The sequence below is a fragment of the Pseudomonas cistanchae genome (assembly GCF_054483635.1).
On sequence record NZ_JBTLWN010000002.1, the window covers coordinates 288207 to 314143 of the forward strand.

Here is a 25937-nt window from a genome sequence, read left to right on the forward strand (position 1 = left end):
GGCCCCTTGCTTTCAACATGTAACAGACGGTTATGCGTCGGGTGCAGCCTTGGCAGGCGGCTCACTGTTTTCGTAGATCAACAGCGGCTGCGAGGACCCGTCGATAACGCTTTCATCGATTACCACCTTGCTGACATCCGACTGCGACGGGATCTCATACATGGTGTCGAGCAAAATACCTTCAAGAATCGAGCGCAGACCACGGGCACCCGTTTTGCGTTCCAGGGCTTTATGCGCCACAGATTTAAGGGCGTCGGGGCGGAACTCCAGCTCGACACCTTCCATCTCGAACAGCTTGGCGTACTGCTTGGTCAGGGCGTTCTTCGGCTCGGTCAGAATCTGCATCAAGGCGGCTTCATCCAACTCGTCGAGGGTCGCAATAACCGGCAGGCGACCGACGAATTCGGGAATCAGGCCGAATTTCACCAAGTCGTCCGGCTCTACGGCACGCAACGACTCGCCAACCTTCTTGCCCTCTTCCTTGCTGCGTACTTCGGCGTTGAAACCGATTCCACCCTTGGTTGAACGGCCCTGAATGACCTTCTCCAAACCAGAGAAAGCGCCGCCACAGATAAACAGAATATTGCGCGTATCGACCTGCAAGAATTCCTGCTGCGGATGCTTGCGTCCTCCTTGCGGAGGAACCGACGCTACAGTGCCCTCTATCAGCTTGAGCAGCGCCTGCTGAACACCCTCGCCCGATACGTCACGGGTAATCGAGGGGTTATCCGATTTACGAGAAATCTTGTCGATTTCGTCGATATAAACGATGCCCATCTGAGCTTTTTCGACATCGTAATCGCATTTCTGCAGAAGCTTTTGAATGATGTTTTCAACGTCTTCGCCCACATAGCCTGCTTCGGTCAATGTAGTCGCATCGGCGATGGTAAAGGGAACGTTAAGTAGCCGCGCAAGCGTTTCAGCTAACAGGGTCTTGCCGGAACCGGTAGGGCCAATCAGCAAGATGTTGCTTTTGCCCAGCTCGACATCATCTTTCTTTTCACGTTGGTTGAGGCGCTTGTAATGGTTGTACACCGCCACTGCCAAAACCTTTTTCGCACGCTCTTGACCGATCACATACTGATCGAGAATGCCGCTGATTTCCTTGGGCGCAGGCAATTTGTGAGCACTGCTTTCAGCCTGTGCTTCCTGCACCTCCTCGCGGATGATGTCGTTGCACAGGTCGACGCACTCGTCGCAGATAAAGACCGAGGGGCCGGCAATCAATTTGCGCACTTCATGCTGGCTTTTGCCGCAGAAGGAGCAATAAAGCAACTTGCCGTTGTCCTCGCCGTTGCGGGTGTCAGTCATTCGATCAATCCAAATCCGGTAGGCTTAAAACACAAGATGAAGGCAATTGCGGGCATTTTCAAGCCCGCAGGCTGAGCGAAAGTATCCGGCCAGCCTTTTTTAGACGGCTTTGACCGGCATTTCGCGCTTCGCTAGCACCTGATCGATCAGGCGGTAATTCACCGCTTCCTCACCACTCATGAAGCGGTCGCGATCAGTATCGCGAGCAATCACTTCAATCGGTTGACCGGTGTGATTGGCCAGAACCTGATTCAAGCGCTCGCGAATGAACAGAATTTCGCGCGCATGAATTTCGATATCTGAAGCCTGGCCTTGGAAGCCGCCCAATGGTTGGTGAATCATCATGCGCGAGTGAGGCAGGCAGAAGCGCTTGCCAGCAGCACCACCAGCCAACAGCAATGCGCCCATGCTGCAGGCCTGACCAATGCAGATGGTCGAAACATCAGGCTTGATGAACTGCATGGTGTCGTAGATCGACATACCTGCGGTCACCGAACCGCCAGGTGAGTTGATGTACAGGTGAATGTCCTTGTCAGGGTTTTCCGCTTCGAGGAACAGCAACTGGGCTGCAATCAGGTTGGCCATGTAGTCTTCGACTGGGCCGATCAGGAAAATCACTCGTTCCTTGAGTAAGCGTGAATAGATGTCATAGGCACGCTCGCCGCGGGCCGACTGTTCGATAACCATGGGCACCAGGCCGCCAGCGGCTTGGATTTCAGGCATTTGCTGGGTAAAAGGATTGCGCGACATGCTTGCACTCGCTCCCTAGGATAGTCATTTCTCAAATACGCATAAGCCAGCACTGAGGCTGGCTTATGGTGTGCTCGAACGATGTAAAGGATCAGGCGGCTTGTGGAGCTTCTACCGGCTTGACTGCTTCTTCGTAAGAGACCGCTTTATCGGTCACATTGGCCTTCTGCAAAACAGTATCTACAACTTGCTCTTCGAGCACAACCGAACGTACTTCGTTCATTTGCTGGTCGTTTTTGTAGTACCAGGCCACAACCTGCTCCGGCTCCTGATAGGCCGAAGCCATCTCCTGAATCATCTCGCGGACGCGGGCATCGTCAGGCTTGAGGTCGAACTGCTTGACCACCTCAGCGACGATCAAACCCAGTACTACACGGCGCTTGGCTTGTTCTTCGAACAGCTCGGCAGGCAGTTGATCGGGCTTGATGTTGCCACCGAACTGCTGAACGGCCTGCACGCGCAGACGGTTCACTTCGTTGCTGATCAGCGACTTCGGCACTTCGATCGGGTTTGCTGCCAACAAGCCGTCCATGACCTGATTCTTGATCTTGGACTTGATGGCCTGACGCAATTCGCGCTCCATGTTCTTGCGAACTTCGGCGCGGAACCCTTCCAGGCCGCCTTCCTTGATACCGAACAGGGCGAAAAATTCGTCGTTCAGCTCCGGCAGTTGCGGCGCAGAAATGCTATTGATGGTGACCGTGAACTCGGCAGTCTTGCCCGCCAGATCAAGGTTCTGATAATCGTCCGGGAATACGGGATTGATTACCCGCTGCTCGCCAACTTTGCCGCCGACCAGTGCATCTTCGAAACCCGGAATCATGCGGCCCGAACCGAGAACCAGCTGGGTACCGGAGGCTGTGCCACCAGCGAACGCTTCACCGTCGATCTTGCCGACGAAGTCGATGTTGAGCTGGTCGCCGTTTTCTGCGGCGCGCTCGACGGCCTCGAAACGCGTGTTCTGCTTGCGCAGGATTTCCAGCATGTTGTCCAGATCGCCGTCGGCTACTTCAGCCTGCAAACGCTCGATAGAGATGGTTTCCAATCCGGCAACCTGAAACTCGGGGAACACCTCGAAAGTGGCCACATATTCCAGGTCTTTGCCTTTTTCAAAGCTCTTCGGCTCAACCGCCGGAGCGCCTGCCGGATTAAGCTTCTGCTCAACCACGGCCTCGTAGAAAGTCGCCTGGATCAGGTCACCGAGCGCCTCCTGACGAGCAGCATCTTCATAGCGCTGACGGATGACGCTCATTGGCACCTTGCCAGGACGGAAGCCGGGGACCTTGGCACGACGGGCAGTCTGCTGCAGACGCTTGTTGACTTCAGTCTCTATACGCTCGACGGAGACGCCAACGGTCATGCGGCGTTCGAGAGCGGAAGTGTTTTCAACAGAAACTTGCATGGATATTCCTCGTTGCACAGACATAAGCCGGCCGTTTGCCGGCCCCGAATCAAGGGCGTGCATTCTAGAGGGTCAATTTGCAGAAGTCACCCTAGATGCAGGCGGCAAACGGGAGGGAGCTAAAAGATGGTGCGGACGGAGAGACTCGAACTCTCACGCCTTGCGGCGCTGGAACCTAAATCCAGTGTGTCTACCAATTCCACCACGTCCGCGTGGTAAAGCTTTTCATACAAAAACGCCAGGCGTGAACCTGGCGTTTTGAAATATGGGGTGGACGATGGGGATCGAACCCACGACAACAGGAGTCACAATCCTGTGCTCTACCAACTGAGCTACGCCCACCATATTGCATTTACTTGTGCCAAAGCTGCCAACTGGCACGCCCGGCAGGACTCGAACCTGCGACCATCCGCTTAGAAGGCGGATGCTCTATCCAGCTGAGCTACGGGCGCTTATCCATCTGCAAGCAGACTCAAAGCTTCGGTTTCGGCAGAACATACATCCCACTTACACCGTCTTACCCAGCGACTGGCTGTGCTCGACAAGCGGGGCGAATCTTATAGAGGCGCCAACCAGGCGTCAACAGCAAACGTTAAAAAATTCAGCGAGATAAAGGGGTTACGAGAAAATCCGGGGCCCGCGCCTTTGCCCGAAGGTCACTCCATGCGAGAATGCGCGTCCTTTTTCAATCCTTCCCAATGGTTAATCAAGCGCAATGACCGCACAATTGATCGACGGCAAAGCGATCGCCGCCAGCCTCCGCCAGCAGATCGCCAAACGGGTCGCCGAGCGCCGCGAGCTTGGCAAACGCGCGCCAGGTCTGGCGGTAATTCTGGTCGGCAGCGACCCCGCCTCCCAGGTCTACGTCTCGCACAAGCGCAAGGACTGCGAAGAAGTCGGCTTCGTTTCCCAAGCTTACGACCTGCCGGCGAGCACCAGCCAGGCGGAATTACTGACCCTGATCGACACCCTGAACGACGAACCCGGCATTGACGGCATTCTCGTGCAGCTGCCGCTACCGGAACATCTGGATGCTTCCCTGCTGCTGGAACGGATTCGACCCGACAAGGATGTTGATGGTTTCCATCCGTACAATATTGGCCGTCTGGCCCAGCGCATGCCGCTGCTGCGCCCCTGTACGCCAAAAGGGATCATGACCCTGCTGCAGAACACCGGGGTGGATCTCTACGGTTTGCACGCAGTGGTGGTTGGCGCTTCGAACATCGTTGGCCGCCCGATGGCCATGGAGCTTTTGCTGGCCGGCTGCACGGTCACCGTCACTCATCGTTTCACCAAAGACCTGCCGATGCATGTTGGCCAGGCAGATATCGTGGTAGTCGCGGCAGGCAAACCGGGGTTGGTCCAGGGCGAATGGATCAAACCGGGTGCCATCGTCATTGATGTGGGCATCAATCGCCAGGAAGACGGCAAGTTGATCGGCGATGTGGTGTATGAAACCGCCCTGCCCCGCGCCGGCTGGATCACTCCGGTTCCCGGCGGCGTCGGCCCGATGACCCGCGCCTGCTTGCTGGAAAACACCTTGCACGCGGCGGAACACCTGCACGACTGACTACTCCGGCAATAAAAAACGGCACTCGAAGGTGCCGTTTTTTATTGCTATGCCATCATCACTGACGCGCCTGCTCCCACGACTTGAGCAGTTCGTTGTAGTTGATGGTTTCGCCCTTCGGCTTTTCGTTAGCTAATTTCGGTTTGGGCGCACCGGGCTGGTCCAGCCAGTACTGCGGGTCCTTTTTCTCGTTCAGCTTCGGCCCGCACTCACCAAGAACACCGGAACGCTCAAGGCGACCGAGCATGGTGTCCTGGGCAGCAGCGAGGCCATCCAGCGCTTCTTGAGGGGTCTTGTCACCACTCGCCGCTTCAGCGATGAACTGCCACCACAGCTGCGCGAGGCGCGGGTAGTCCGGCACGTTGGTGCCAGTTGGAGTCCACTGCACACGGGCCGGGCTGCGGTAGAACTCGACCAACCCGCCGAGTTTTGGCGCAGCGTCGGTCATCGCCTGGGAGTTGATGTCCGACTCGCGGATAGGCGTCAGGCCCACCAGGGTCTTCTTCAGCGATACGGTTTTCGAGGTCACGAACTGCGCGTACAACCAGGCCGCCAGGCGCTGCTTCTCGGGCGTCGACTTGAGGAAGGTCCAGGAACCGGTGTCCTGATACCCCAGCTTCATGCCCTCTTCCCAGTATGGGCCTTTCGGCGAAGGCGCCATCCGCCACTTTGGCGTGCCGTCTTCGTTTACCACTGGCAGACCGGGCTTGGTCATGTCGGCGGTGAAGGCGGTGTACCAGAAGATCTGCTGGGCGATGCTGCCCTGAGCCGGAACCGGGCCGGATTCGGAGAACGTCATGCCCTGCGCCTCAGGCGGCGCGTACTGACGCATCCAGTCAACATACTTGGTGGTGGCGTAAACCGCAGCCGGGCCATTGGTATCGCCGCCGCGTGCGACGCTGGAACCGACAGGGCGGCATCCTTCTACGCGGATACCCCACTCATCGACCGGCAAACCGTTTGGCAGCCCCTTGTCGCCGCCACCGGCCATGGAGAACCAGGCATCAGTGAAGCGCCAGCCCAGGGATGGATCTTTCTTGCCGTAGTCCATGTGGCCATAAACGCGCTGGCCGTCGATTTCCTTGACCTTCTCGGAGAAGAACTCGGCGATGTCTTCATAGGCGGACCAGTTGACCGGCACACCCAGCTCGTAGCCGTAGATCTCCTTGAACTTGGCTTTCAGCTCAGGGCGCTCGAACCAGTCGGCGCGGAACCAGTAGAGGTTGGCGAACTGCTGGTCGGGCAGCTGATACAGCTTGCCGTCCGGGCCCGTGGTGAAGGACAAACCGATGAAGTCCTGCAGATCCAGGGTCGGCGATGTCACTGCCTTGCCTTCGTTGGCCATCATGTCGGTCAGCGAAACGGCCTTGCCATAACGAAAATGCGTGCCGATCAGGTCGGAGTCGTTGATGTAGCCGTCATAGATGCTCTTGTCCGACTGCATCTGGGTCTGCAGCTTCTCGACCACATCGCCTTCTTGCATCAGGTCGTGCTTGAGCTTGATCCCGGTGATTTCGCTGAACGCCTTGGCCAGCACCTTGGATTCATACTCGTGAGTCGCGATGGTTTCCGACGCCACGCTGATGTCCATTCCGCGAAACGGTTCGGCAGCCTTGATAAACCACTTCAGCTCTTCAAGCTGTTGCTCAGGCGTCAGGGTCGAGGGGTTGAACTCGTCGGCAATCCATTTCTTGGCAGCCTCCTCATAAGCATCCGCCCAAGCCGCGCCGCTTAATCCAGACAATGTCAGCAAGGCAGCAAGCGCCATGCTATGTCGAGTTTTGTTGTTATTGTCGAACATAGAGACCTCCATCTCAGGGTTTTAGGTGAGGTTTAGTCAGGTAACAGGTGACGCCGGCAAGCGGGCGCCACTGCACCGACTAGCCCCAACGCATCACTGCAATAAGCCATAACAAGGACAGCGTTGATGCTATCCAAACACTCCAATCGGTCGTGCCCACCACCAGCAGATGCAGGTAGGCGCTTCCCAGCAGACCGATAAACAACCGATCACCACGCGTGGTGCTGATCGGCAAGAAGCCCTTACGTTCTGCGCAGGGCGAGCGCAGTTCCCACACGGTCATGCCGGCCAGCAGCAGGCCGATGGTGCCGAAAAACAAGGCAGTGGGTAGAGTCCAAGCCATCCAATTCATTGTCGTGCTCCTTCCTTACACCCGGCCCAGGGCAAAGCCCTTGGCCACATGGTTGCGGACAAACCAGATCACCAGCATTCCAGGCAGGATCGTCAGCACACCGGCCGCAGCCAGTACACCCCAATCGATGCCGGAAGCCGAGACGGTGCGAGTCATTACGGCGGCGATGGGTTTTGCGTCCACCGACGTCAGGGTGCGCGCCAGCAGCAGCTCGACCCAGGAGAACATGAAGCAGAAGAACGCTGTCACGCCAATGCCGGAGCCAATCAACGGGATGAAGATCTTCACGAAGAATTTCGGGAAGCTGTAACCGTCGATATACGCGGTTTCGTCAATTTCCTTCGGCACCCCGGACATGAAACCTTCGAGAATCCACACCGCCAGCGGCACATTGAACAGGCAATGGGCCAATGCCACTGCGATGTGGGTATCGAACAGGCCGATCGAGGAGTACAGCTGAAAGAACGGCAGCAGGAACACCGCTGGCGGCGCCATGCGGTTAGTCAACAGCCAGAAGAACAGATGCTTGTCACCGAGGAAGCGATAGCGTGAAAACGCATAGGCCGCCGGCAAGGCCACCGTCAGCGAGATCAGCGTATTCAGGCTGACGTAGTAGAGGGAGTTGAGATACCCCTCGTACCAGCTCGGGTCGGTGAAAATCACCTTGTAGTTGGCCAGGGTAAAGCTCTGTGGCCACAGGGTCAGACCACCGAGAATCTCGGTATTGCTTTTGAACGACATGTTCAGCAGCCAGTAGATCGGCACCAGCAGAAACAGAATGTAAAGCCCCAGCACCACTTGTTTACGTAGGTTCATGGTTGGCCTCAGCGCGTCTTGTCGTCGTGGGTCATGGCGGTATAGAACAGCCAGGACACCAGCAGGATGATCAGGAAATACACCAGGGAGAACGCCGCCGCAGGACCAAGATCGAATTGGCCGATGGCCATCTGGGTCAAGGTCTGGCTGAGGAAGGTGGTGGCGTTGCCCGGCCCGCCGCCAGTCAGTACGAACGGTTCGGTGTAGATCATGAAGCTGTCCATAAAGCGCAGCATCACGGCGATCAACAGCACGCTCTTCAGCTTGGGCAACTGGATGTGGCGGAACACCGCCCAGGCCGAAGCGCGGTCGATGCGCGCTGCCTGGTAATACACATCGGGTATCGCCCGCAGCCCGGAGTAACAGAGCAGCGCCACCAATGACGTCCAGTGCCAGACATCCATGATCAGCACGGTGACCCAGGCGTCAGCGGTGTTGGACGCATAGTTGTAGGAGAACCCGAGTTCGTTAAGCGCCCAGCCCATCAGCCCGATATCGGCGCGGCCGAATATCTGCCAGATGGTGCCGACCACGTTCCAGGGGATCAGCAGCGGAATCGCCAACACGATCAACACCAGCGAGGCCCAGCGACCCTTGGTCGGCATGGTCAGCGCGATGGCGATGCCGAGCGGGATTTCGATCAGCAGCACGCAGCCGGAGAAGATGAATTGGCGCAGCAGCGAGTCGTGCAGGCGGGTGTCCTGCAGCACCTGCTTGTACCAGTCGACACCGACGAAGTAGCGGGTCGATGAGTCGAAAATGTCCTGCACCGAGTAATTGACCACCGTCATCATCGGCACGATGGCGCTGAACGCCACCAGCAGAAACACCGGCAGCACCAGCCACCAGGCCTTGTTGTTCTGCACCTTCATGGCTGCACCTCCACGGATTGTGCGTGCGCTGGCAACTCATCCAGCAAGTAATCGTCGGCATAGACCATGAGCCACTGCGCCGGAAAACTCAGGTACACCTGCTGCTGCGGTACGGGCTGATCTTCCTGCAGGCGAACCTTGAGCAACTGTCCGTCCAGCCGCAGGGTAAGAATCTTGTAGGTACCCAGATCCTCGAGATGAACCACCTCGCCGCACAACGCATCCTCATTGGGACCTTCCCAGACATGAACGAACTCGGGGCGGATACCGACCTTCAAGGTTTGCCCCTGCCGCTCGGCGATGCGTGCATTCAGCGCGGGCGACAACGGCAGTACGGTATTAGCGAAACGCACGCCGCCTTCGCAGGGCGTGACGTCGATCAGGTTCATGCCCGGGCTGCCGATGAAATAGCCGACAAAGGTATGGCTCGGCCGCTCGAACAGCTCGCGCGGCGTGCCGAACTGGACAATCTGGCCGCCGTACATCACCGCGATCTTGTCGGCGAAAGTCGAAGCCTCCAGCTGATCGTGGGTAACGTAAACCATGGTGATATTGAACTGCTCGTGAATCTGCTTGAGCTTGCGCCGCAGCTTCCATTTCAGGTGCGGGTCGATCACCGTCAACGGCTCGTCGAACAGAATCGCCGATACATCGTCGCGGACCAGCCCGCGGCCCATGGAGACCTTCTGCTTCTCGTCGGCGGTGAGGTTGCGTGCCTTCTTATGCAACAGCGGATGCAGCTCCAGCACCTCCGCGATTTCATTCACCTTGGTGAGAATCTTCGCCTCGGCCATGCCCTGATTGCGCAGCGGAAAGGCCAGGTTATCGAACACCGTCATGGTGTCGTACACCACCGGAAACTGGAAAACCTGGGCGATGTTGCGCTGCTCCGGTGGCAGCTGGTTGACCACCTTGCCGTCGAACTGCACCTCGCCATGGGACGGGCTGAGCAGGCCGGAAATGATGTTGAGCAGGGTCGATTTACCGCAGCCGGACGGGCCGAGCAAGGCATAGGCCCCGCCCTGCTCCCACACATGGTCCATCTCGCGGATCGCGTAGTCGGCAGCGCTGCTGGGCTCACGGCTGTAGCTATGAGCCAGATTGTGCAAACGAATCTCCGCCATCAGGCAGTCCTCCCTAAACGGCGGCTCGGCGCCTGGATCAACTGACCACTGGCGCCGAATACGAACAATTTGTGGGTCGGGATATAGATCAGGATCGACGTGTCGACGTCGTACTCGTGCACACCCGGCAGATGCAGCACCAGCACGAACTGTTCATTGCGCACATGCAGGAAGGTTTCCGAGCCGCTGATTTCTGCCAGTTCGACCGTTACGGCGAGCTCCAGGTCGTCGTCGTTGGACGGCACCAGGCCAATATGGCTGGGGCGCACGCCAAAGCGGTATTCGCCTTCGGCAATATCCTTGAGATCGGGGTTGAGCGGAAAATGCACGGCATCGGCGAAGCTCACTTCGGTGCCGGTGATGCGTCCCGGCATCAGGTTGATCGCCGGTTCGGAGAACAGCTCCGCAGCCAGGACCTGCTGCGGCTGGTGGTAGACCTCGGCAGTCTTGCCGCTCTGCACCACTCGCCCTTCATGCAGGATCGTCGTGGTGCCACCCAGCGCAAGGGCTTCGTTCGGCTCGGTGGTGGCATAGACCGCAATGGTGTGGCGGGCGGCGAACAGTTCACGCATTTCCTGACGCAGTTCTTCACGCAGCTTGTAGTCGAGGTTGACCAAAGGCTCGTCGAACAGAATCAGCGAAGCATCCTTGACCAGCGCGCGGGCCATCGCGGTGCGCTGCTGCTGACCGCCGGAAAGCTCCAGGGGATAGCGCTTGAGCAGCCCCTCGATACGCAGCATCTGCGCGGTGGCATGCACCTTCTCGAGAATCTCGGCGTTGCTGACGCCTGCCTGGCGCAGCGGCGAGGCGATGTTCTCGAACACAGTCAGCGTCGGATAATTGATGAACTGCTGGTAGACCATGGAGACGTTGCGCTGGCGCACCGGCACATGGGTCATATCCGCACCATTCATCAGGATGCGGCCGCTGCTCGGCTTGTCCAGGCCGGCCATCAAGCGCATCAGGCTGGTCTTGCCGGAGAGGGTGCGGCCGAGCAATACATTGAAGGAACCGGGTTCGAAGCTCAGACAGGCGTCGTCGATATGCACCTGGTTATCGACGATACGCGTGACATGCTCCAGCGTAAGCGACATGGGCTGTCCTTTTGTTATTTTCGGTTAGGCCATTTGAGCGTTTGCCAGAGCGAGTTTTGTGCCAACCTGTCTTTGTTCAAACTATCCATTTGATTTATAACGATTATTTATAGATATGCCGGCAACACCATGTTCGCAAATGAACAACTGTGAACACTCAGATGTGAACAGCTGAACAGTCTGATTGTTGACTTTGAACAGTCATGAACGACACTGGTCGAACCTGGCGCGACCAAGCCGGCAAGAATAAGAACGAGTGAGACACCCGATGGCTGAAACAGCCCTGCCCCACGAAACCATCATTCAGGACTCCTGGACCCGTTGCCGTGATTTCGGTCTGACGCACCAGAGCACACCGGTTTTCAGCCAGCCCAGCGCAGGCGAAGTCTCGGCACTGCTGGAGAGCCAGCATGCGCTGGTGCAGACGACCCACAAGGAAGTGCTGCCCTACTACGGCAACATCCTGGCCAACTCCAACTGCCTGATCATGCTCGCGGACAAGCAGGGACAGGTTCTGCAATCCTGGGGCGACCAACGCTTCATCGAGCCCAATCGCGCTGCCGGTTTCGTCGCCGGTGCCAGCTGGCTGGAGCGTTACACCGGCACCAACGCCATCGGCACCGCGTTGAGTTGCGCGCAACCGGTGCACATCCAGCACGACGAACACTTCCTCAAGGCCAACCGCTTCATGACCGGCTCCGCCTCGCCGATCTTCGACGAGCAGCGGCAGATGATCGCGGTGCTGGATGTATCCAGCGACAGCTACCTGCCGCCCTCCCACACCCTGGGCATGGTCAAGATGATGAGCCAGTCGGTGGAAAACCGACTGATCCTTAACCTCTTCCAGCAGCGTTATTTCCAGCTGACCTTCAACACCAGCCTGAACAACCTCGACAGCCCCTGGGCCGGACTGCTGATATTCGACGACCAGGGTCAGGTGGTCTCGGCCAATCGCCGCGCCGACAGCCTGCTTGGCGTCGGACTGACTCGGGTGAATATCGAAAGCCTGTTCGATGTGCCGTTGCAACATCTGCTCAACCAGCCGGAGGCCTTGCCCTTCAACCTGCGGGCAGGTGGCCGGTTTCGCTTCCACGCGCAGGTAAAACGTCCGCAACAGCCCGCGCCCATCCAGGCGCGGGATTTTCGCCTGCCTAGCGAGCCCGAAGCGGATTCGGGCAATACTTTTACCCTCGCTTCGATCAACCTCGGAGACCCGCGCGTGGACAAGGCCGTGCGCCAGGCTGAACGCCTGCTGGAGAAAGACATCCCGATTCTGGTCCACGGCGAAACCGGCGTCGGCAAAGAGGTGTTCGTCAAAGCCCTGCATCACGCCAGCTCTCGCGCCAAGCAGGCGCTGATCGCGGTCAATTGCGCGGCCATTCCTGCCGAGCTGGTGGAGTCCGAGCTGTTCGGCTACGAAAAAGGCGCCTTCACCGGTGCCAACCAGAAAGGCAGCATCGGCCTGATCCGCAAGGCTCATAAAGGCACGTTGTTCCTGGATGAGGTCGGCGATATGCCGCTGCGAGTCCAGGCGCGGCTGCTGCGGGTACTGCAGGAGCGATGCGTGCAGCCATTGGGCAGCAGTGAGCTGTACCCGGTGGATATCCGCCTGGTCTCAGCCACCAATCGCTCGCTGCGTCAGGATGTGGACGCTGGGCTGTTCCGCCAGGACCTCTACTACCGCATCAGCGGCCTCAACCTGGAGTTACCGCCACTGCGCGAACGCACCGACAAGGCCGCCATGGTGCAGCGCATTTGGGAGTATCACCGCGAACCTCAGCAATGGCTGGGGCTGAGCCACGAGGTGATGGACCTGTTCGAGCGTCACCCCTGGCCCGGCAACCTGCGCCAGCTAAGCAGCGTGCTGCAGATCGCCTTGGCCATGGCCGACGACCAGCAGATCCGCCCTGAGCACCTGCCGGATGATTTTTTTGCAGACCTGCAAGGAACATGCGAAACCCGATGGATGAACAGCACCTCCAGCCAACTGACGCCCACAGCGAAACCCACGGGCGAAGAAGACCTGGCGGGCTTGTACGAAGCATGCGGCGGCAATATTTCCCATCTAGCCAGAAGCCTGGGCGTCAGTCGCAACACCCTGTACAAGCGCCTCAAGGAGAGCGGGCTGAAGTCATAGATCAATGGTGTGGCGCCGAAGCGAGCGGCATTACCGTCGAACATGGGTTCCCACCTACCCTCGATCCGCATACACTCGCCCGCCCTGGTCATCGCCCGCAGTAGCTTGGCGCCGGCCACCCCGCAATACGTTGGTTGAATCGCAGTGAGTCCACTCCCCATGAACTGTCCAGCTACCGCCTCGCGAGTCTCCGCGCGCCAAGGTATGCGGTTTGTGAGCTGGATTGTCTTAGCCGTGCTGGTTGGCGCCTGCGCCGGCCCGTTGCACCCGACTCAGCAGATGAATAGCGCCCCCATACGATTCCTGCTGAGCTTCGACGACGGCCCAAGTGCGAGCCTCGGTACGAACCCCACCCGGCAGATTCTCGACGCCCTGGCGGACAACACCATCCAGCCTGGAGTCAAGGCGCTGTTCTTCGTCCAGACACGTGCCCTGGGTGCTGGCGGAAGCGCCCAGGGCCAGGCCTTGCTGCAGCGGCAACAACGCGACGGCCATTTACTCGGGTTTCACACCGCGACAGCCGGACACGCCAATCACCGCTTTCTCAGTGAGCCCGAACTTGAGCAATCATTGCGCGATGGCATCAGCGACCTCAGCACCATCAGCGGCGATGTACCACGCCTGGTGAGGCCACCGTACTGGAATTATGACGAGCGCACCTTCGCTGCCTACCGCGCCCATGGCCTGCGTGTTCTGCTGACCGACCTGAGCGCCAATGACGGCAAGACCTGGGGCATCAATGGCAGCCTGCGCCGCCGCAGCAGCCTGCGCGATCAGCTGGCGCTGGTCGCCGAGCAAATAAAGGTCGGCGCGCTGCCAGAGGTGGATGGCGTCATTCCAGTGGTGGTGACCTTCCATGACCTCAACCCCTATACCGCACGGCATATGCACGAGTACCTGCAGATTCTGCTGGACGTCACTCAGGACGTCGGTCTCGCCACCGCGGCCAAGCCGTTCTATGACGACCGTGTGGTGCTTGAGCGCGCCGCGCTGACACGGACCCTGGCTGATCCACTGCAATATGCGCGGCTGCCGGGGCTTTGGGATTGGATCTGGAACTAGAGGGTCTCTGCCACAGTTATCCCGCGCTGCTTGTCAGATGAGCAAAGAAAAAGGCCGCAATCGCGGCCTTTTTCTTTGGCGTGGATGATTTATTCAGCCAGGCGCCAGGTCGTACCGCCTTTGCCGTCTTCCAGGACCACGCCCATCGCGGTGAGCTGATCGCGAATACGATCGGACTCTCCCCAGTTCTTCTCCGTGCGCGCTTGAAGACGCGCAGCGATCAGCGCTTCGACCTCGGCAGCATCCACCTTGCCTGCCTGGAGAAAGGCGTCCGGCTCGAGTTGCAGCACGCCGAGCAGGCCAGCCAGCTCCTTCAGCCGAGCGGCCAGACCGGCAGCGGCCGGCAGATCGCTGTCGCGCAGGCGATTGACCTCGCGCACCATCTCGAACAACACGGCGCAGGCTTCTGGCGAATTGAAGTCATCATCCATGGCCGCGCTGAAACGGGCGACAAAGCCCTCGCCGCCGGACGGAGCCGCCTCAGGCAGGCCGCGCAATGCATGGTAGAAGCGCTCGAGCGCGCCCTTGGCCTCTTTCAGGCTGTCTTCCGAATAGTTGATGGCGCTGCGATAGTGGCTGGCCACCAGCAGGTAGCGCACCACTTCCGGGTGATACTTTTCCAGCACCTCACGGATGGTGAAGAAATTGCCCAGGGATTTGGACATTTTCTCGCCATCCACTCTAACGGCGCCCGCATGCATCCAAGCATTGGCGTAGAGCTTGCCGGTGGCCGCCTCGCTCTGCGCGATCTCGTTCTCGTGGTGCGGAAACACCAGGTCCGGGCCGCCGCCATGGATGTCGAAGGTTTCGCCCAGGCAGCACGTGGACATAACCGAGCACTCGATATGCCAGCCCGGCCGGCCTTCACCCCAAGGCGAACTCCAGCTCGGCTCGCCGGGTTTGACGCCCTTCCACAGGACGAAATCCAGCGGATCTTCCTTCGCTTCGTCGACCTCGATGCGCGCGCCGATCTTCAGGTCTTCGATCTTCTTGCGCGACAGCTTGCCGTAGCCGACGAACTTGCCGACGCGGTAGTACACGTCGCCATTGCCGGGGGCGTAGGCAAAGCCCTTGTCGATCAGGGTCTGAATCATCTGGTGCATGCCCGCGATATGCTCGGTGGCACGCGGCTCCTGATCCGGACGCAGCACGTTAAGGCGCGCCTCGTCTTCGTGCATGGCCGCAATCATGCGCTTGACCAGCGCTTCGAACGGCTCGCCGTTGTCGTTGGCGCGGCGAATGATCTTGTCGTCGATGTCGGTGATATTGCGCACGTAAGTCAGTTCATAGCCGCGATGACGCAGCCAGCGGGCGACCACGTCAAACGCCACCATCACCCGCGCATGACCGATGTGGCAGAAGTCGTAAACCGTCATGCCGCAGACGTACATGCGCACCTGGTTACCCACCAGAGGTTTGAGTTCATCCTTGCTTTTGGTCAGCGTGTTGTAGATCGAGAGCATCACGATTCCTTGGAAACCACCGGCCGGCGTACCGGCCCGGTTCTAATCAGTGCGACTGGACTCAGCGGTAGTGGCTTTGCGAACTGAGCGAGGCCGTTCTAACGCAAGCAACTAGGCCCAGGAGTCACGCAGCGTCACCGTGCGGTTGAATACTGGCGCGCCCGGCTTGCTGTCCTTGATATCGGCGCAGAAGTAGCCTTCGCGCTCGAACTGGAAGCGCTCTTCAGGCGCGGCCTGGGCCAGCGAGGGTTCGACACGACAACCCTGGAGCACCACCAGCGATTCGGGGTTGATGTTGTCGAGAAAGCTGCCGCCCTCTTCGTCCTTCTCCGGATTGGCGGAGCGGAACAGGCGGTCGTACAAGCGCACTTCGCACTCGACGCTTTCAGCCGCCGGCACCCAGTGGATCACGCCCTTGACCTTGCGACCCTCGGGGTTCTTGCCCAGGGTGTTTTCGTCGTAGCTGCAGCGCAGTTCGATGATATTGCCATCGGCATCCTTGATCGCCTCGTCGGCGCGGATCACGTAGCTGCCGCGCAGGCGCGCTTCGCCACCGGGGATCAAGCGCTTGAAGCCAGCCGGCGGCACTTCTTCGAAGTCGCTGGCATCGATAAATATCTCGCGGCTGAACGGCAGTACGCGCACGCCCATGTCCTGCTTGGGGTGGCGCGGCAGCTCGAGGTTTTCGACCTGACCTTCCGGATAGTTGGTGATCACCACCTTCAAGGGTTTGAGCACGCACATCGCACGCGCGGCGGTGGCATCGAGGTCCTCGCGGATGGCGAACTCCAGCATGCCGATATCCACCACGCCGCCAGCGCGGTTGACGCCGACCATGTCGCAGAAGGTGCGGATCGAAGCCGGCGTATAGCCGCGACGGCGATAGCCACTTAGCGTCGACATGCGCGGGTCGTCCCAACCCTGCACGTACTTCTCGTCCACCAGTTGCTTGAGCTTGCGCTTGCTGGTGATGGTGTAGTTCAAGTTCAGTCGAGCGAATTCGTACTGACGCGGTTGCGCCGGCACCGGCAGATTGCTCAGGAACCATTCGTACAGCGGACGATGATCCTCGAATTCCAGGGTGCAGATCGAATGGGTGATGCCCTCGAGCGCATCCGACTGACCGTGGGTGAAGTCGTAGCTCGGGTAGATGCACCACTTGTCGCCCGTCTGGTGGTGATGGGCATGACGAATGCGGTAAAGGATCGGGTCGCGCAGGTTCATGTTCGGCGAAGTCATGTCGATCTTCGCCCGCAGCGAACGGGCGCCATCAGGAAAGTCGCCGGCCTTCATCCGGGCAAACAGGTCGAGGTTCTCCTCAACGCTACGCTCGCGGAACGGGCTGTTCTTGCCCGCTTCATTGAGCGTGCCGCGGTATTCGCGGGCCTGCTCCGGCGACAGGTCGTCGACATAGGCCTTGCCGGCTTTGATCAGCTCAATGGCCCAGTCATGCAACTGATCGAAGTAATTCGACGCGTAACGCTCCTCGCCAGCCCACTGAAACCCCAGCCATTGCACGTCGCTCTTGATCGCGTCGATGTATTCCTGGTCTTCCTTGGCCGGGTTGGTGTCGTCGAAGCGCAGGTTGCACTCGCCGCCAAACTCTTTGGCCAGACCGAAGTTCAGGCAGATCGATTTGGCATGGCCGATGTGCAGGTAGCCATTGGGCTCCGGCGGAAAGCGGGTAATGACCTTGGCGTGCTTGCCAGCATCCAGATCGGCCTGGACGATGGGGCGAAGGAAGTTCGAAGCGGCGGGAGTTTCTGGCTTGCTCATGGGGTCCTTAACGAGTACGGGGCGCGGCTCAGCGCCTGTTCACAAGCCTGCGGGCTAGACGCGCAGCAGATGAGGACAGGCGCTCAGGGTAGGCCGTCTTATGCAAAGCGCTTATCATAGCCGAAGCTGTCAACCCCCTGACAGGCCCACGAGCCCGTTCGATGCTACCGCGCATCACCACTGCGCAGCGTTGCCATTGAACAGCCGGATTCTCAGACAGAGCGATTACTTACATGATCAAGCTGCACACCAACCACGGCGTCATCACCCTGAACCTGTTCGAAGACAAAGCCCCGGAAACCGTGGCCAACTTCAAGGAATACGTAAAGGCCGGGCATTACGACAACACGGTTTTCCACCGGGTAATCAGCAACTTCATGATCCAGGGCGGCGGTTTCGAGCCAGGCATGAAGCAGAAAGCCACCCGTGCACCCATCAAGAACGAAGCCAACAATGGTGTGGCCAACACCGTTGGCACCGTCGCCATGGCCCGCACCATGGAGCCGCATTCGGCCTCCGCGCAGTTCTTCATCAACGTTGCCGACAACAGCTTCCTCAACCACAGCGCCCCTACCGTTCAGGGCTGGGGCTACGCAGTATTCGGTGAAGTCGTCGAAGGCATGGATGTGGTCGAAAAGATCAAAGGCGTAGCCACCACCATGAAGTCCGGCCACCAGGACGTGCCTGTCGATGACGTGATCATCGAGCGCGCCGAGATCGTTGAGTGATACTGCTGATCTCCGATCTGCATCTTGAAGAGGAGCGCCCGGACATCAGCCGGGCGTTTCTGCATTTTCTGCAAGACCGCGCACCCCACGCCGAGGCGCTGTATATCCTCGGCGATTTCTTTGAAGTCTGGATCGGCGATGATGCCATCAGCCCGTTCCAACGCAGCATTGCCCGCGCCCTGCGCCAGCTGAGCGACAGCGGTACGCGGGTTTACCTGATGCACGGCAACCGCGATTTCATGCTTGGCAAGACCTTTTGCCGGGAAGCCGGCTGCACGCTGCTCAGCGACCCCAGCGTGGTCGAGCTGAGTGGGGAAAAAGTGCTGCTGATGCACGGCGACAGCCTGTGCACCCAGGACCTGTCCTACATCAAGATGCGCCGCTGGCTGCGCAACCCGCTGTCGTTGTTCATTCTGCGCAACCTGCCCCTGCACACTCGGCAAAAGCTGGCGCGCAAGCTGCGCAATGAAAGCCGTAGCCAGACCCGCATGAAAGCCAGTGACATTGTCGATGTCTCCCCTGATGAAGTCGTCAGCGTCATGGCCGCCCATGGCGTTCGCACGCTGATCCATGGCCACACTCACCGCCCCGCCACCCATCAGTTGCAGATCGATGGTCAACCCGCGCAGCGCATCGTGCTTGGCGACTGGGACCAACAGGGCTGGGCGTTGGAGAAGGATGAAGCGGGCTTCAGGCTGGGTTGCTTTGCGTTTTCTCCCTGAAAGTTGACGGTGCGCACACAGCACCCCGCAGCCTCCTCTTGACTGAATTGCCGCCGATCATCAGCATCTGCGCCTTCAAAATGCCATCAGGGAACGAACATGCTATTCAGCAAGGAAAACCTCTTCAAATACGTCATCGGTCCTGCCGCTCTGCTGGGCCTCGGTTTTGTGACGTTCAACAGCGTGTTCTTCTATAACGAAGCGGGCTTCGCCACCCACGTGCGAACCATCTTCGGCGAGGAAAAGGTAGTGGACGACGTGGGCTATGCGACCAAATGGTTCGGCCGCGCCACTGCCTGGAAAAAAGCCCTGAGCGTGCAATCGGTGCTGACCGAAGCCCTGGCAGTCGACGAAAGCAGCGACAACGACTCGCTCGGCGCGACCATCGAAGCCTTTCCGATCGTGTTTCTCGGCAACGTCGACGCCAAGGTCGAGTCTTCCGCGCGCTTCCGCCTGCCCGCCGGCGAACAGTTTCTGACCATCGCCCAGGAGTACCGCAACCCGGAAAATTTCATCAAGACCGCTCTGGTTCCCGCAATCAAGGAAACCCTGCAGGCCACCGCCTCGCTGATGAGTGCCGACGACTTCTATGCCGGCGCGCGCAGCGAGTTCGCCGCCGAGTTCGAAAACCAGCTCAACGACGGCCTCTATCTGATCAAGCGCAAGGAAATTCGCGGCCCGCGCGGTCATCAACCAAGTCAGACGGCGATCCTCCAGGCCGGCACCGAACAAGGCACCTTTGGCGACAGCAACGCCAGCCAGTTCGTTACCGAGAAGGTGATGGACAGCAAGGGCATCCCGGTACGCAAGCAGCAGCAATTCCGTAAGTACGGCGTCGAAGTGGTCGAGGCGCGCATCACCAACGTGGACCCCAACCCGCAGTACAAGCAGCGCATGGTCAAGGTTCAGCAAGCGCTGGCCGAGCTGGCCGTAGCGCGGCAGAACCGCCTGAAGGAAGAGGAAGAAAAACTGCTGGTCACCGCCCGCGGTGAGAAGGAAGTGGAAGCCCGCCGCCAGGAAACCCTGCGCGATCAGATCGAACGCACCACTCAGGCCGAAACCGAGAAGCAGCTGGCACGCATCAACGCCGAACGCGAGAAAGGCCGCGCCGAGATCGAAAAGCAGACTGCAGAGCTGTTGCGCGACAAGGCGGCCATTACCGCCGAAGCGACCAAGATTACCGCTGATGCCGAGGCGCATGCCCGCGAAGCCGTGATCAAGGCGGACGGCGCCCTGCAACCCAAGCTGGACGCCCTGATCGAAATCAACAAGGTCTGGGCTGAAGCCGCAGCGCAAGCGCCAGTGCCCAGCGTAATGATGGCTGGTGGCGTGAACGGCGGCAGCAGCCGTCAGGACGAAATCGGCCAACTGATGGGCGTGCTCGCCACCAAGGCTGCACGCGATCTGTCGCTGGATCTGAAAGTTCAGCAATAAGCGCCAGCCAGCCGCAAAAAAAGCGCCCTAGGGCGCTTTTTTTGGTGCGGTCACAGGCTGATGGGCACGCCGCTGTGGAAGCGAAATTCCGTATCCGCTGACTCGATCAGCTCCCGCTCGATCACCCGCACCCGTTCAATTGCCTGATCGACATCCTGTTCGTCGCCATACTGATAGGCCAGTTTCAGGTAGTTCTGAAAATGCCGCGCCTCGCTTTTCAGCAAGCCGAAGTAGAACTTGCCCAGCTCATCATCCAAATGCGGCACCAGCGCCTCGAAGCGCTCGCAGCTGCGCGCTTCGATAAACGCGCCTATCACCAGGGTATCGACCAGCTTGTGCGGCTCATGGGTGCGCACGATCTTGCGCAATCCCGAGGCATAGCGCGCTGCTGACACAGGACGCAGGCCGATCTTGCGCCGCTTCATGATGCGCAGCACCTGTTCGTGGTGCACCAGCTCTTCACGCGCCAGCCGCGACATCGCGTTGAGTAGGTCGACGTAAGTGCTGTATTTCGCCATCAGACTGAGCGCGGTGCTGGCGGCCTTGAATTCGCAGTTCTTGTGATCGATCAGCAGGGTTTCCTGATCAGCCAGCGCCGCGCGGATCCAGCCGTCTGGTGTACGGCAACCGAGAAACCCATGGATATCGGGAAAATTCATGCCCGCACCTCTGCACCTAAGCAGCGCTGACACTGTTGCAACAAGCGAGCGGACTTGGCGTCAGAGGAGAAAGCGGGCGAACGGCGGTATTCAGGTGACACAGGCTGGCTCACAGAGGTAGCGCATAGGCGCGGGCCGGCCATTATACGAATGGCCACAGCAACAACCAGTGCCGCTTGAACCGGAACGGGAATCGTAAACCGTAGAGCGATCTATAGTGATTGCAGCGCCATTCTAATCAGGGATAAGGAGACGACCATGCAGGCAATACGCAGCATCTTGGTGGTAATGCAGCCGCACCTGGCGGATGACCTAGCGTTGAGACGCGCCAAATTGATCGCCGGCGTCACCCGATCGCATCTGCATCTGTTGGTGTGCGAACGCAAACACGACCACAGCGCCTATCTGAATGACCAACGCGCCGCGCTCAGCCTCGAAGGCTACAGCGTCAGCGGTCAGCAAGCCTGGAACGAGAACGTGCACACCACCATCATTCGCGAGCTCCAGGCCGAAGGCTGTGGACTGGTGGTCAAGCAGCACCTGCCGGATAACCCGCTGAAGCGGGCGCTGCTGACGCCGGATGACTGGAAACTGCTGCGCTACTGCCCGAGCCCGGTGCTGATGGTGAAGACCGACAAGTCGTGGACTGGCGGCACCATCCTGGCGGCCGTCGATGTGGGCAACGCCGACGGTGAACACCGCACGTTGCACGCCAGCATCATCAGCCACGGATTCGATATTGCCGCACTGGCCAGTGCAAACCTGCACGTGATCGCGGCGCATCCATCACCGATGCTCTCCGCGGCCGACCCCACTTTCCAGCTAAGAGAAACCATTGAAGCGCGTTATCGCGAGCAATGCCGTGCGTTTCAGGCCGAATATGAGATACCCGACGAGCATCTGCATATCGCCGAAGGCCCGGCCGATGCGCTGATTCCAATAACAGCCCAGCAACTGGGCGCGGCGGTGACAGTGATCGGCACCGTAGCCCGCACGGGCATCTCCGGCGCGCTGATCGGCAATACCGCCGAAGTGGTGCTCGATACGCTGGAAAGTGACGTGCTGGTGCTGAAACCGGACGAAATCATGGCCCACCTGGAGGAACTGGTGGCCCAGCGCTGAGATTTCGACCTACGGGAGCCGGCTGCCAGCTGGCTCCTTCAAACCCGTACTTCCAGGCCCTCCCGCAAGAATCTCGGCGCGATATAGCGTTCGTAGTGCGCTTCTGACAGCAGAAAGAATTCGCGATCAATGGCGTCGCGCAACTCCGGCAGGCCCCAGTTGCGAAACTCCGGCAGCAGCACCATCCCGTACGCTTCCAACTGACTGATGACCCGCGCACCCCGGGCAATCAGCTGATACGCCCAGCAATAAGGCGACTGCTGGGGCACGAAACGAATCTGCCGTTGCTCCAGCTGGCTGCGCAGTCGTTCAGCATCGAACACCTGCAACTTCGCCGCCATCACCTGCACAAGCAACACTTCGAGACGCAGCCAGACGGCATGCTTCTCGTCGTCGTTGTAGCTGTTCCAGTTGATCACCTCGTGGTGAAAACGCTTGCAGCCACGGCAGACCAGATCCCCGTAAACAGTGGAGCAAAGGCCTACACAGGGTGTTTTGATGCGTTGGTTGGACATGGCGATGAAACGTGTACCTGGCTGACAGGCAGGCATCTTAACAGGCACCGAAACGCGGGGGCGAGCCAGAGCAGAGCCGCCCGAGACAGGTCGCAACCTGTTCCACAGAAGCGCTGCGAGCTACGGGTTAACCCTTTGTCTAAGCCGGAGAACCGGGGGCTTTAGCTTAACTTTGTCAAAGCTTTCCAGTAGAATCGGCCCGCCTTTTATAGGCGCCAATGTCCGTTGGAAGCTGTTTTCAAAGCGTCACGAGCACAGTTGATCCGGCAGGTAGATGGTATGGCGCCGACCTTGAGTGCTCTTTTCAAGCGTCCGCGCCACGTCTCATCGCCCGTCATGCCGGCGTAAAACTTTGAAAGCAGCTTCTGCAAGAAATCCCTGAAACCTCGGCTGAGCGGCTCATAAAGCCACGAAGCGCTTGGTTCAGGGTTTTCTGGATCGCGTCCCGGACAACCCTTTGGGACCACTGATGAGGGTAATAACTGTGCTTGAAGCCTATCGCAACCATGTAGCAGAGCGTGCCGCTCAGGGTATCGTGCCCCAGCCGCTGAACGCCGAACAAACCGCAGGCCTGATCGAGCTGCTGAAAAACCCGCCTGCAGGCGAAGAAGCATTCCTGGTCGACCTGATCACCAACCGCGTGCCACCAGGCGTGGACGAAGCCGCTTACGTCAAGGCGGGTTTCCTGTCTGCCGTTGCCAAAGGCGAAGCCACTTCCCCGCTGATCAGCCGTCAGCGCGCTGTCGAACTGCTCGGTACCATGCAAGGCGGTTACAACATCGCCACCCTGGTTGAGCTGCTCGATGACGAGCAACTGGCTGCCGTGACTGCCGAGCAACTGAAGCACACCCTGCTGATGTTTGACGCCTTCCACGACGTCGCGCAAAAAGCCAAGAACGGCAACGTTCACGCCAAAGGCGTGCTGCAGTCCTGGGCTGACGGCGAGTGGTTCAAGAACCGCCCGACCCTGGCCGACAAGATCAGCCTGCGCGTATTCAAGGTCACCGGCGAAACCAACACCGACGACCTGTCCCCTGCTCCGGATGCCTGGTCGCGCCCGGATATCCCGTTGCACGCTCTGGCCATGCTGAAAATGGCCCGTGAAGGCATCGTGCCTGACGTGCAAGGCGCCATCGGCCCGATGAAGCAGATCGAAACCATGCGCAGCGAAGGTTTCCCGATCGCCTACGTCGGTGACGTAGTCGGTACCGGCTCCTCGCGTAAATCCGCCACCAACTCGGTGCTGTGGTTCTTCGGCGACGACATTCCATACGTGCCAAACAAGCGCGCTGGCGGCTTCTGCTTCGGCAGCAAGATCGCGCCGATCTTCTACAACACCATGGAAGATGCCGGCGCTCTGCCGATCGAATTCGACGTTTCCAACATGCACATGGGCGATGTGATCGACCTGTACCCGCATGCTGGCAAAGTCTGCAAGCACGGCACCGACGAAGTACTGGCCACCTTCGAAATGAAGACCCCGGTACTGCTCGACGAAGTCCGCGCTGGCGGCCGTATCCCGCTGATCATCGGTCGCGGTCTGACCGAGAAAGCCCGTGCCGAACTGGGCCTGGGCCCAACCGACCTGTTCAAGCTGCCCGAGCCACCTGCTACCAGCACCAAGGGTTTCACCCTGGCGCAGAAGATGGTTGGCAAGGCGTGCGGCCTGCCGGAAGGCAAAGGCGTGCGTCCTGGCACCTACTGCGAACCGAAGATGACCACCGTCGGTTCCCAGGACACCACTGGTCCGATGACCCGTGACGAGCTGAAAGACCTGGCTTGCCTGGGCTTCTCCGCTGACCTGGTGATGCAGTCGTTCTGCCACACCGCGGCTTATCCGAAGCCAATCGACGTCACCACCCACCATACCCTGCCGGATTTCATCCGCACCCGTGGCGGCGTGTCCCTGCGTCCTGGCGACGGCATCATCCACAGCTGGCTGAACCGCATGCTGCTGCCGGATACCGTCGGCACCGGTGGCGATTCGCACACCCGCTTCCCAATCGGCATCTCCTTCCCGGCCGGTTCCGGCCTGGTTGCCTTCGCCGCTGCTACCGGCGTTATGCCGCTGGACATGCCGGAGTCGGTACTGGTGCGCTTCAAGGGCAAACTGCAACCGGGCATCACCCTGCGTGACCTGGTCCATGCCATCCCTTACGTGGCCATCCAGAAAGGCCTGCTGACCGTCGAGAAGAAAGGCAAGAAGAACATCTTCTCCGGCCGCATCCTCGAGATCGAAGGTCTGGACGAGCTGACCGTTGAGCAGGCTTTCGAGCTGTCCGACGCCTCCGCCGAGCGTTCCGCTGCTGGTTGCACCATCAAGCTGCCGGAAAAGGCCATCGCCGAATACCTGCGTTCGAACATCACCCTGCTGCGCTGGATGATCAGCGAAGGCTACGGCGATGCCCGTACCATGGAACGTCGCGCCCAAGCGATGGAAGCCTGGTTAGCCGATCCGAAGCTGATGGAAGCCGACAAGGACGCCGAGTACGCCGAAGTCATCGAAATCGACCTGGCCGACATCAATGAGCCGGTTCTCTGTGCACCGAACGACCCGGACGATGCCCGTCTGCTGTCCTCCGTTCAGGGCGAGAAGATCGACGAAGTGTTTATCGGCTCCTGCATGACCAACATCGGTCACTTCCGCGCTGCCGGTAAGTTGCTGGACAAGGTCAAAGGCACCCTGCCGACGCGTCTGTGGCTGTCGCCGCCGACCAAGATGGACCAGCATCAGCTGACCGAAGAAGGCTATTACGGCATCTACGGCAAAGCCGGCGCGCGCATGGAAATGCCGGGCTGCTCGCTGTGCATGGGTAACCAGGCACGCGTTGAGGCGAACTCCACCGTGGTTTCGACTTCGACCCGTAACTTCCCCAACCGTCTGGGCGATGGCGCCAACGTTTACCTGGCTTCGGCCGAGTTGGCTGCGGTTGCCTCGATCCTGGGTCGCCTGCCGACCGTTGAGGAATACATGGTCTACGCGAAGGAAATCGACACCATGGCGGCTGATGTCTACCGCTACCTGAGCTTCGACCAGATCGCCGAGTTCCGTGAAGCTGCTGCGAACGCCAATATCCCGGTCGTTCAAGCCTGACGAAACAACGCGTCGCGCTGCACCTGTAAAGAGAAGCCCCGCCTTGTGCGGGGCTTTTTCTTTTCACGCTATTTTGCCCATGTAGCATTTGCTCCTGCTTGCTATGGCTGCAATGGGTAGGTACGCCGTCAGC

Annotated in this window: 21 protein-coding genes and 3 tRNA genes; 8 read left to right on the plus strand and 16 right to left on the minus strand. The window is 59.4% G+C overall.

What is annotated here, in order from left to right; genetic code table 11:
* Positions 1-30: 30 nt before the first annotated feature.
* The 6 genes from clpX to ACX0MV_RS08245 all read right to left on the minus strand — a co-directional run bounded on the left by clpX (position 31) and on the right by ACX0MV_RS08245 (position 3915).
* Positions 31-1311 carry an ATP-dependent Clp protease ATP-binding subunit ClpX gene (gene clpX / locus ACX0MV_RS08220; protein WP_458982010.1) on the minus strand — a complete coding sequence of 427 codons (1281 nt, stop codon included), beginning with the start codon at positions 1309-1311 and terminating at the stop codon, positions 31-33.
* A gap of 99 nt (positions 1312-1410) precedes the next feature.
* Entirely contained in the window at positions 1411-2061 is a 651-nt protein-coding gene (gene clpP / locus ACX0MV_RS08225) for an ATP-dependent Clp endopeptidase proteolytic subunit ClpP (RefSeq protein WP_458982011.1), read from the minus strand.
* Positions 2062-2152: 91 nt separating this feature from the next.
* Complete coding sequence (gene tig, locus ACX0MV_RS08230; protein WP_458982012.1) at positions 2153-3463, minus strand: trigger factor; 1311 nt, start codon at positions 3461-3463, stop codon at positions 2153-2155.
* Positions 3464-3590: 127 nt separating this feature from the next.
* Positions 3591-3675, minus strand: a tRNA-Leu gene (locus tag ACX0MV_RS08235).
* Positions 3676-3729: 54 nt separating this feature from the next.
* Positions 3730-3805: transfer RNA gene (locus ACX0MV_RS08240), tRNA-His, on the minus strand.
* Positions 3806-3838: 33 nt separating this feature from the next.
* Positions 3839-3915: transfer RNA gene (locus tag ACX0MV_RS08245), tRNA-Arg, on the minus strand.
* A gap of 263 nt (positions 3916-4178) precedes the next feature.
* Here ACX0MV_RS08245 and folD point away from each other — a divergent pair.
* Positions 4179-5033, plus strand: coding sequence for a bifunctional methylenetetrahydrofolate dehydrogenase/methenyltetrahydrofolate cyclohydrolase FolD (gene folD, locus ACX0MV_RS08250; RefSeq protein WP_458982013.1), 855 nt, complete (start codon positions 4179-4181; stop codon positions 5031-5033).
* A gap of 58 nt (positions 5034-5091) precedes the next feature.
* Here the strand turns inward: folD and ACX0MV_RS08255 are convergent, their stop codons facing one another.
* From ACX0MV_RS08255 to ACX0MV_RS08280, 6 genes are all read right to left on the minus strand, one after another.
* Positions 5092-6834, minus strand: a complete 1743-nt coding sequence (locus ACX0MV_RS08255; RefSeq protein ID WP_458982014.1) for an ABC transporter substrate-binding protein — start codon at positions 6832-6834, stop codon at positions 5092-5094.
* Between the two features lie 79 nt (positions 6835-6913).
* The gene (locus ACX0MV_RS08260) at positions 6914-7186 is read right to left on the minus strand and encodes a DUF2160 domain-containing protein (protein WP_458982015.1); all 273 of its coding nucleotides are present in this window, start codon (positions 7184-7186) and stop codon (positions 6914-6916) included.
* A gap of 15 nt (positions 7187-7201) precedes the next feature.
* The gene (locus ACX0MV_RS08265; RefSeq protein WP_458982016.1) at positions 7202-8002 is read right to left on the minus strand and encodes a carbohydrate ABC transporter permease; all 801 of its coding nucleotides are present in this window, start codon (positions 8000-8002) and stop codon (positions 7202-7204) included.
* Positions 8003-8010: 8 nt separating this feature from the next.
* Positions 8011-8874, minus strand: a complete 864-nt coding sequence (locus ACX0MV_RS08270) for a carbohydrate ABC transporter permease (RefSeq protein WP_458982017.1) — start codon at positions 8872-8874, stop codon at positions 8011-8013.
* The gene (locus tag ACX0MV_RS08275; protein ID WP_458982018.1) at positions 8871-9998 is read right to left on the minus strand and encodes an ABC transporter ATP-binding protein; all 1128 of its coding nucleotides are present in this window, start codon (positions 9996-9998) and stop codon (positions 8871-8873) included. Before ACX0MV_RS08275 ends, ACX0MV_RS08270 begins: the two co-directional genes overlap by 4 nt.
* A complete protein-coding gene (locus ACX0MV_RS08280; protein WP_458982019.1) occupies positions 9998-11092 on the minus strand; it encodes an ABC transporter ATP-binding protein in 1095 nt (364 codons plus the stop codon). The genes ACX0MV_RS08275 and ACX0MV_RS08280 overlap by 1 nt, the downstream gene beginning before the upstream one ends.
* Positions 11093-11360: 268 nt before the next feature.
* Here ACX0MV_RS08280 and ACX0MV_RS08285 point away from each other — a divergent pair, with 268 nt between their 5' ends.
* The gene (locus ACX0MV_RS08285; protein WP_458982020.1) at positions 11361-13229 is read left to right on the plus strand and encodes a sigma-54-dependent Fis family transcriptional regulator; all 1869 of its coding nucleotides are present in this window, start codon (positions 11361-11363) and stop codon (positions 13227-13229) included.
* 204 nt (positions 13230-13433) lie between these two features.
* Positions 13434-14291 carry a polysaccharide deacetylase family protein gene (locus ACX0MV_RS08290; protein WP_458982021.1) on the plus strand — a complete coding sequence of 286 codons (858 nt, stop codon included), beginning with the start codon at positions 13434-13436 and terminating at the stop codon, positions 14289-14291.
* Positions 14292-14380: 89 nt separating this feature from the next.
* On the opposite strand, the gene cysS is transcribed toward ACX0MV_RS08290, so the two are convergent.
* Positions 14381-15754, minus strand: coding sequence for a cysteine--tRNA ligase (gene cysS, locus ACX0MV_RS08295; RefSeq protein ID WP_458982022.1), 1374 nt, complete (start codon positions 15752-15754; stop codon positions 14381-14383).
* Between the two features lie 111 nt (positions 15755-15865).
* Positions 15866-17530 (minus strand): glutamine--tRNA ligase/YqeY domain fusion protein, encoded by a 1665-nt coding sequence (locus ACX0MV_RS08300; protein WP_458982023.1) that lies wholly within the window; start codon positions 17528-17530, stop codon positions 15866-15868.
* 233 nt (positions 17531-17763) lie between these two features.
* Between ACX0MV_RS08300 and ACX0MV_RS08305 the strand changes: the two genes are divergently transcribed.
* From ACX0MV_RS08305 to ACX0MV_RS08315, 3 genes are all read left to right on the plus strand, one after another.
* A complete protein-coding gene (locus ACX0MV_RS08305; protein ID WP_458982024.1) occupies positions 17764-18258 on the plus strand; it encodes a peptidylprolyl isomerase in 495 nt (164 codons plus the stop codon).
* A complete protein-coding gene (gene lpxH, locus ACX0MV_RS08310; RefSeq protein WP_458982025.1) occupies positions 18255-18980 on the plus strand; it encodes a UDP-2,3-diacylglucosamine diphosphatase in 726 nt (241 codons plus the stop codon). Before ACX0MV_RS08305 ends, lpxH begins: the two co-directional genes overlap by 4 nt.
* Before the next feature lie 99 nt (positions 18981-19079).
* Positions 19080-20414 (plus strand): SPFH domain-containing protein, encoded by a 1335-nt coding sequence (locus tag ACX0MV_RS08315; protein ID WP_458982026.1) that lies wholly within the window; start codon positions 19080-19082, stop codon positions 20412-20414.
* Positions 20415-20464: 50 nt separating this feature from the next.
* Here ACX0MV_RS08315 and ACX0MV_RS08320 read toward each other — a convergent pair whose 3' ends face one another.
* A complete protein-coding gene (locus ACX0MV_RS08320; RefSeq protein ID WP_458982027.1) occupies positions 20465-21073 on the minus strand; it encodes a MiaE family protein in 609 nt (202 codons plus the stop codon).
* A gap of 258 nt (positions 21074-21331) precedes the next feature.
* On the opposite strand from ACX0MV_RS08320, the gene ACX0MV_RS08325 reads away from it, so the two are divergent.
* Positions 21332-22195, plus strand: coding sequence for a universal stress protein (locus ACX0MV_RS08325; RefSeq protein WP_458982028.1), 864 nt, complete (start codon positions 21332-21334; stop codon positions 22193-22195).
* 38 nt (positions 22196-22233) lie between these two features.
* On the opposite strand, the gene ACX0MV_RS08330 is transcribed toward ACX0MV_RS08325, so the two are convergent.
* Positions 22234-22710, minus strand: a complete 477-nt coding sequence (locus ACX0MV_RS08330; RefSeq protein ID WP_458982029.1) for a DUF1289 domain-containing protein — start codon at positions 22708-22710, stop codon at positions 22234-22236.
* 484 nt (positions 22711-23194) lie between these two features.
* Here ACX0MV_RS08330 and acnB point away from each other — a divergent pair, with 484 nt between their 5' ends.
* The gene (gene acnB, locus ACX0MV_RS08335) at positions 23195-25804 is read left to right on the plus strand and encodes a bifunctional aconitate hydratase 2/2-methylisocitrate dehydratase (protein ID WP_458982342.1); all 2610 of its coding nucleotides are present in this window, start codon (positions 23195-23197) and stop codon (positions 25802-25804) included.
* Positions 25805-25937 lie beyond the last annotated feature (133 nt).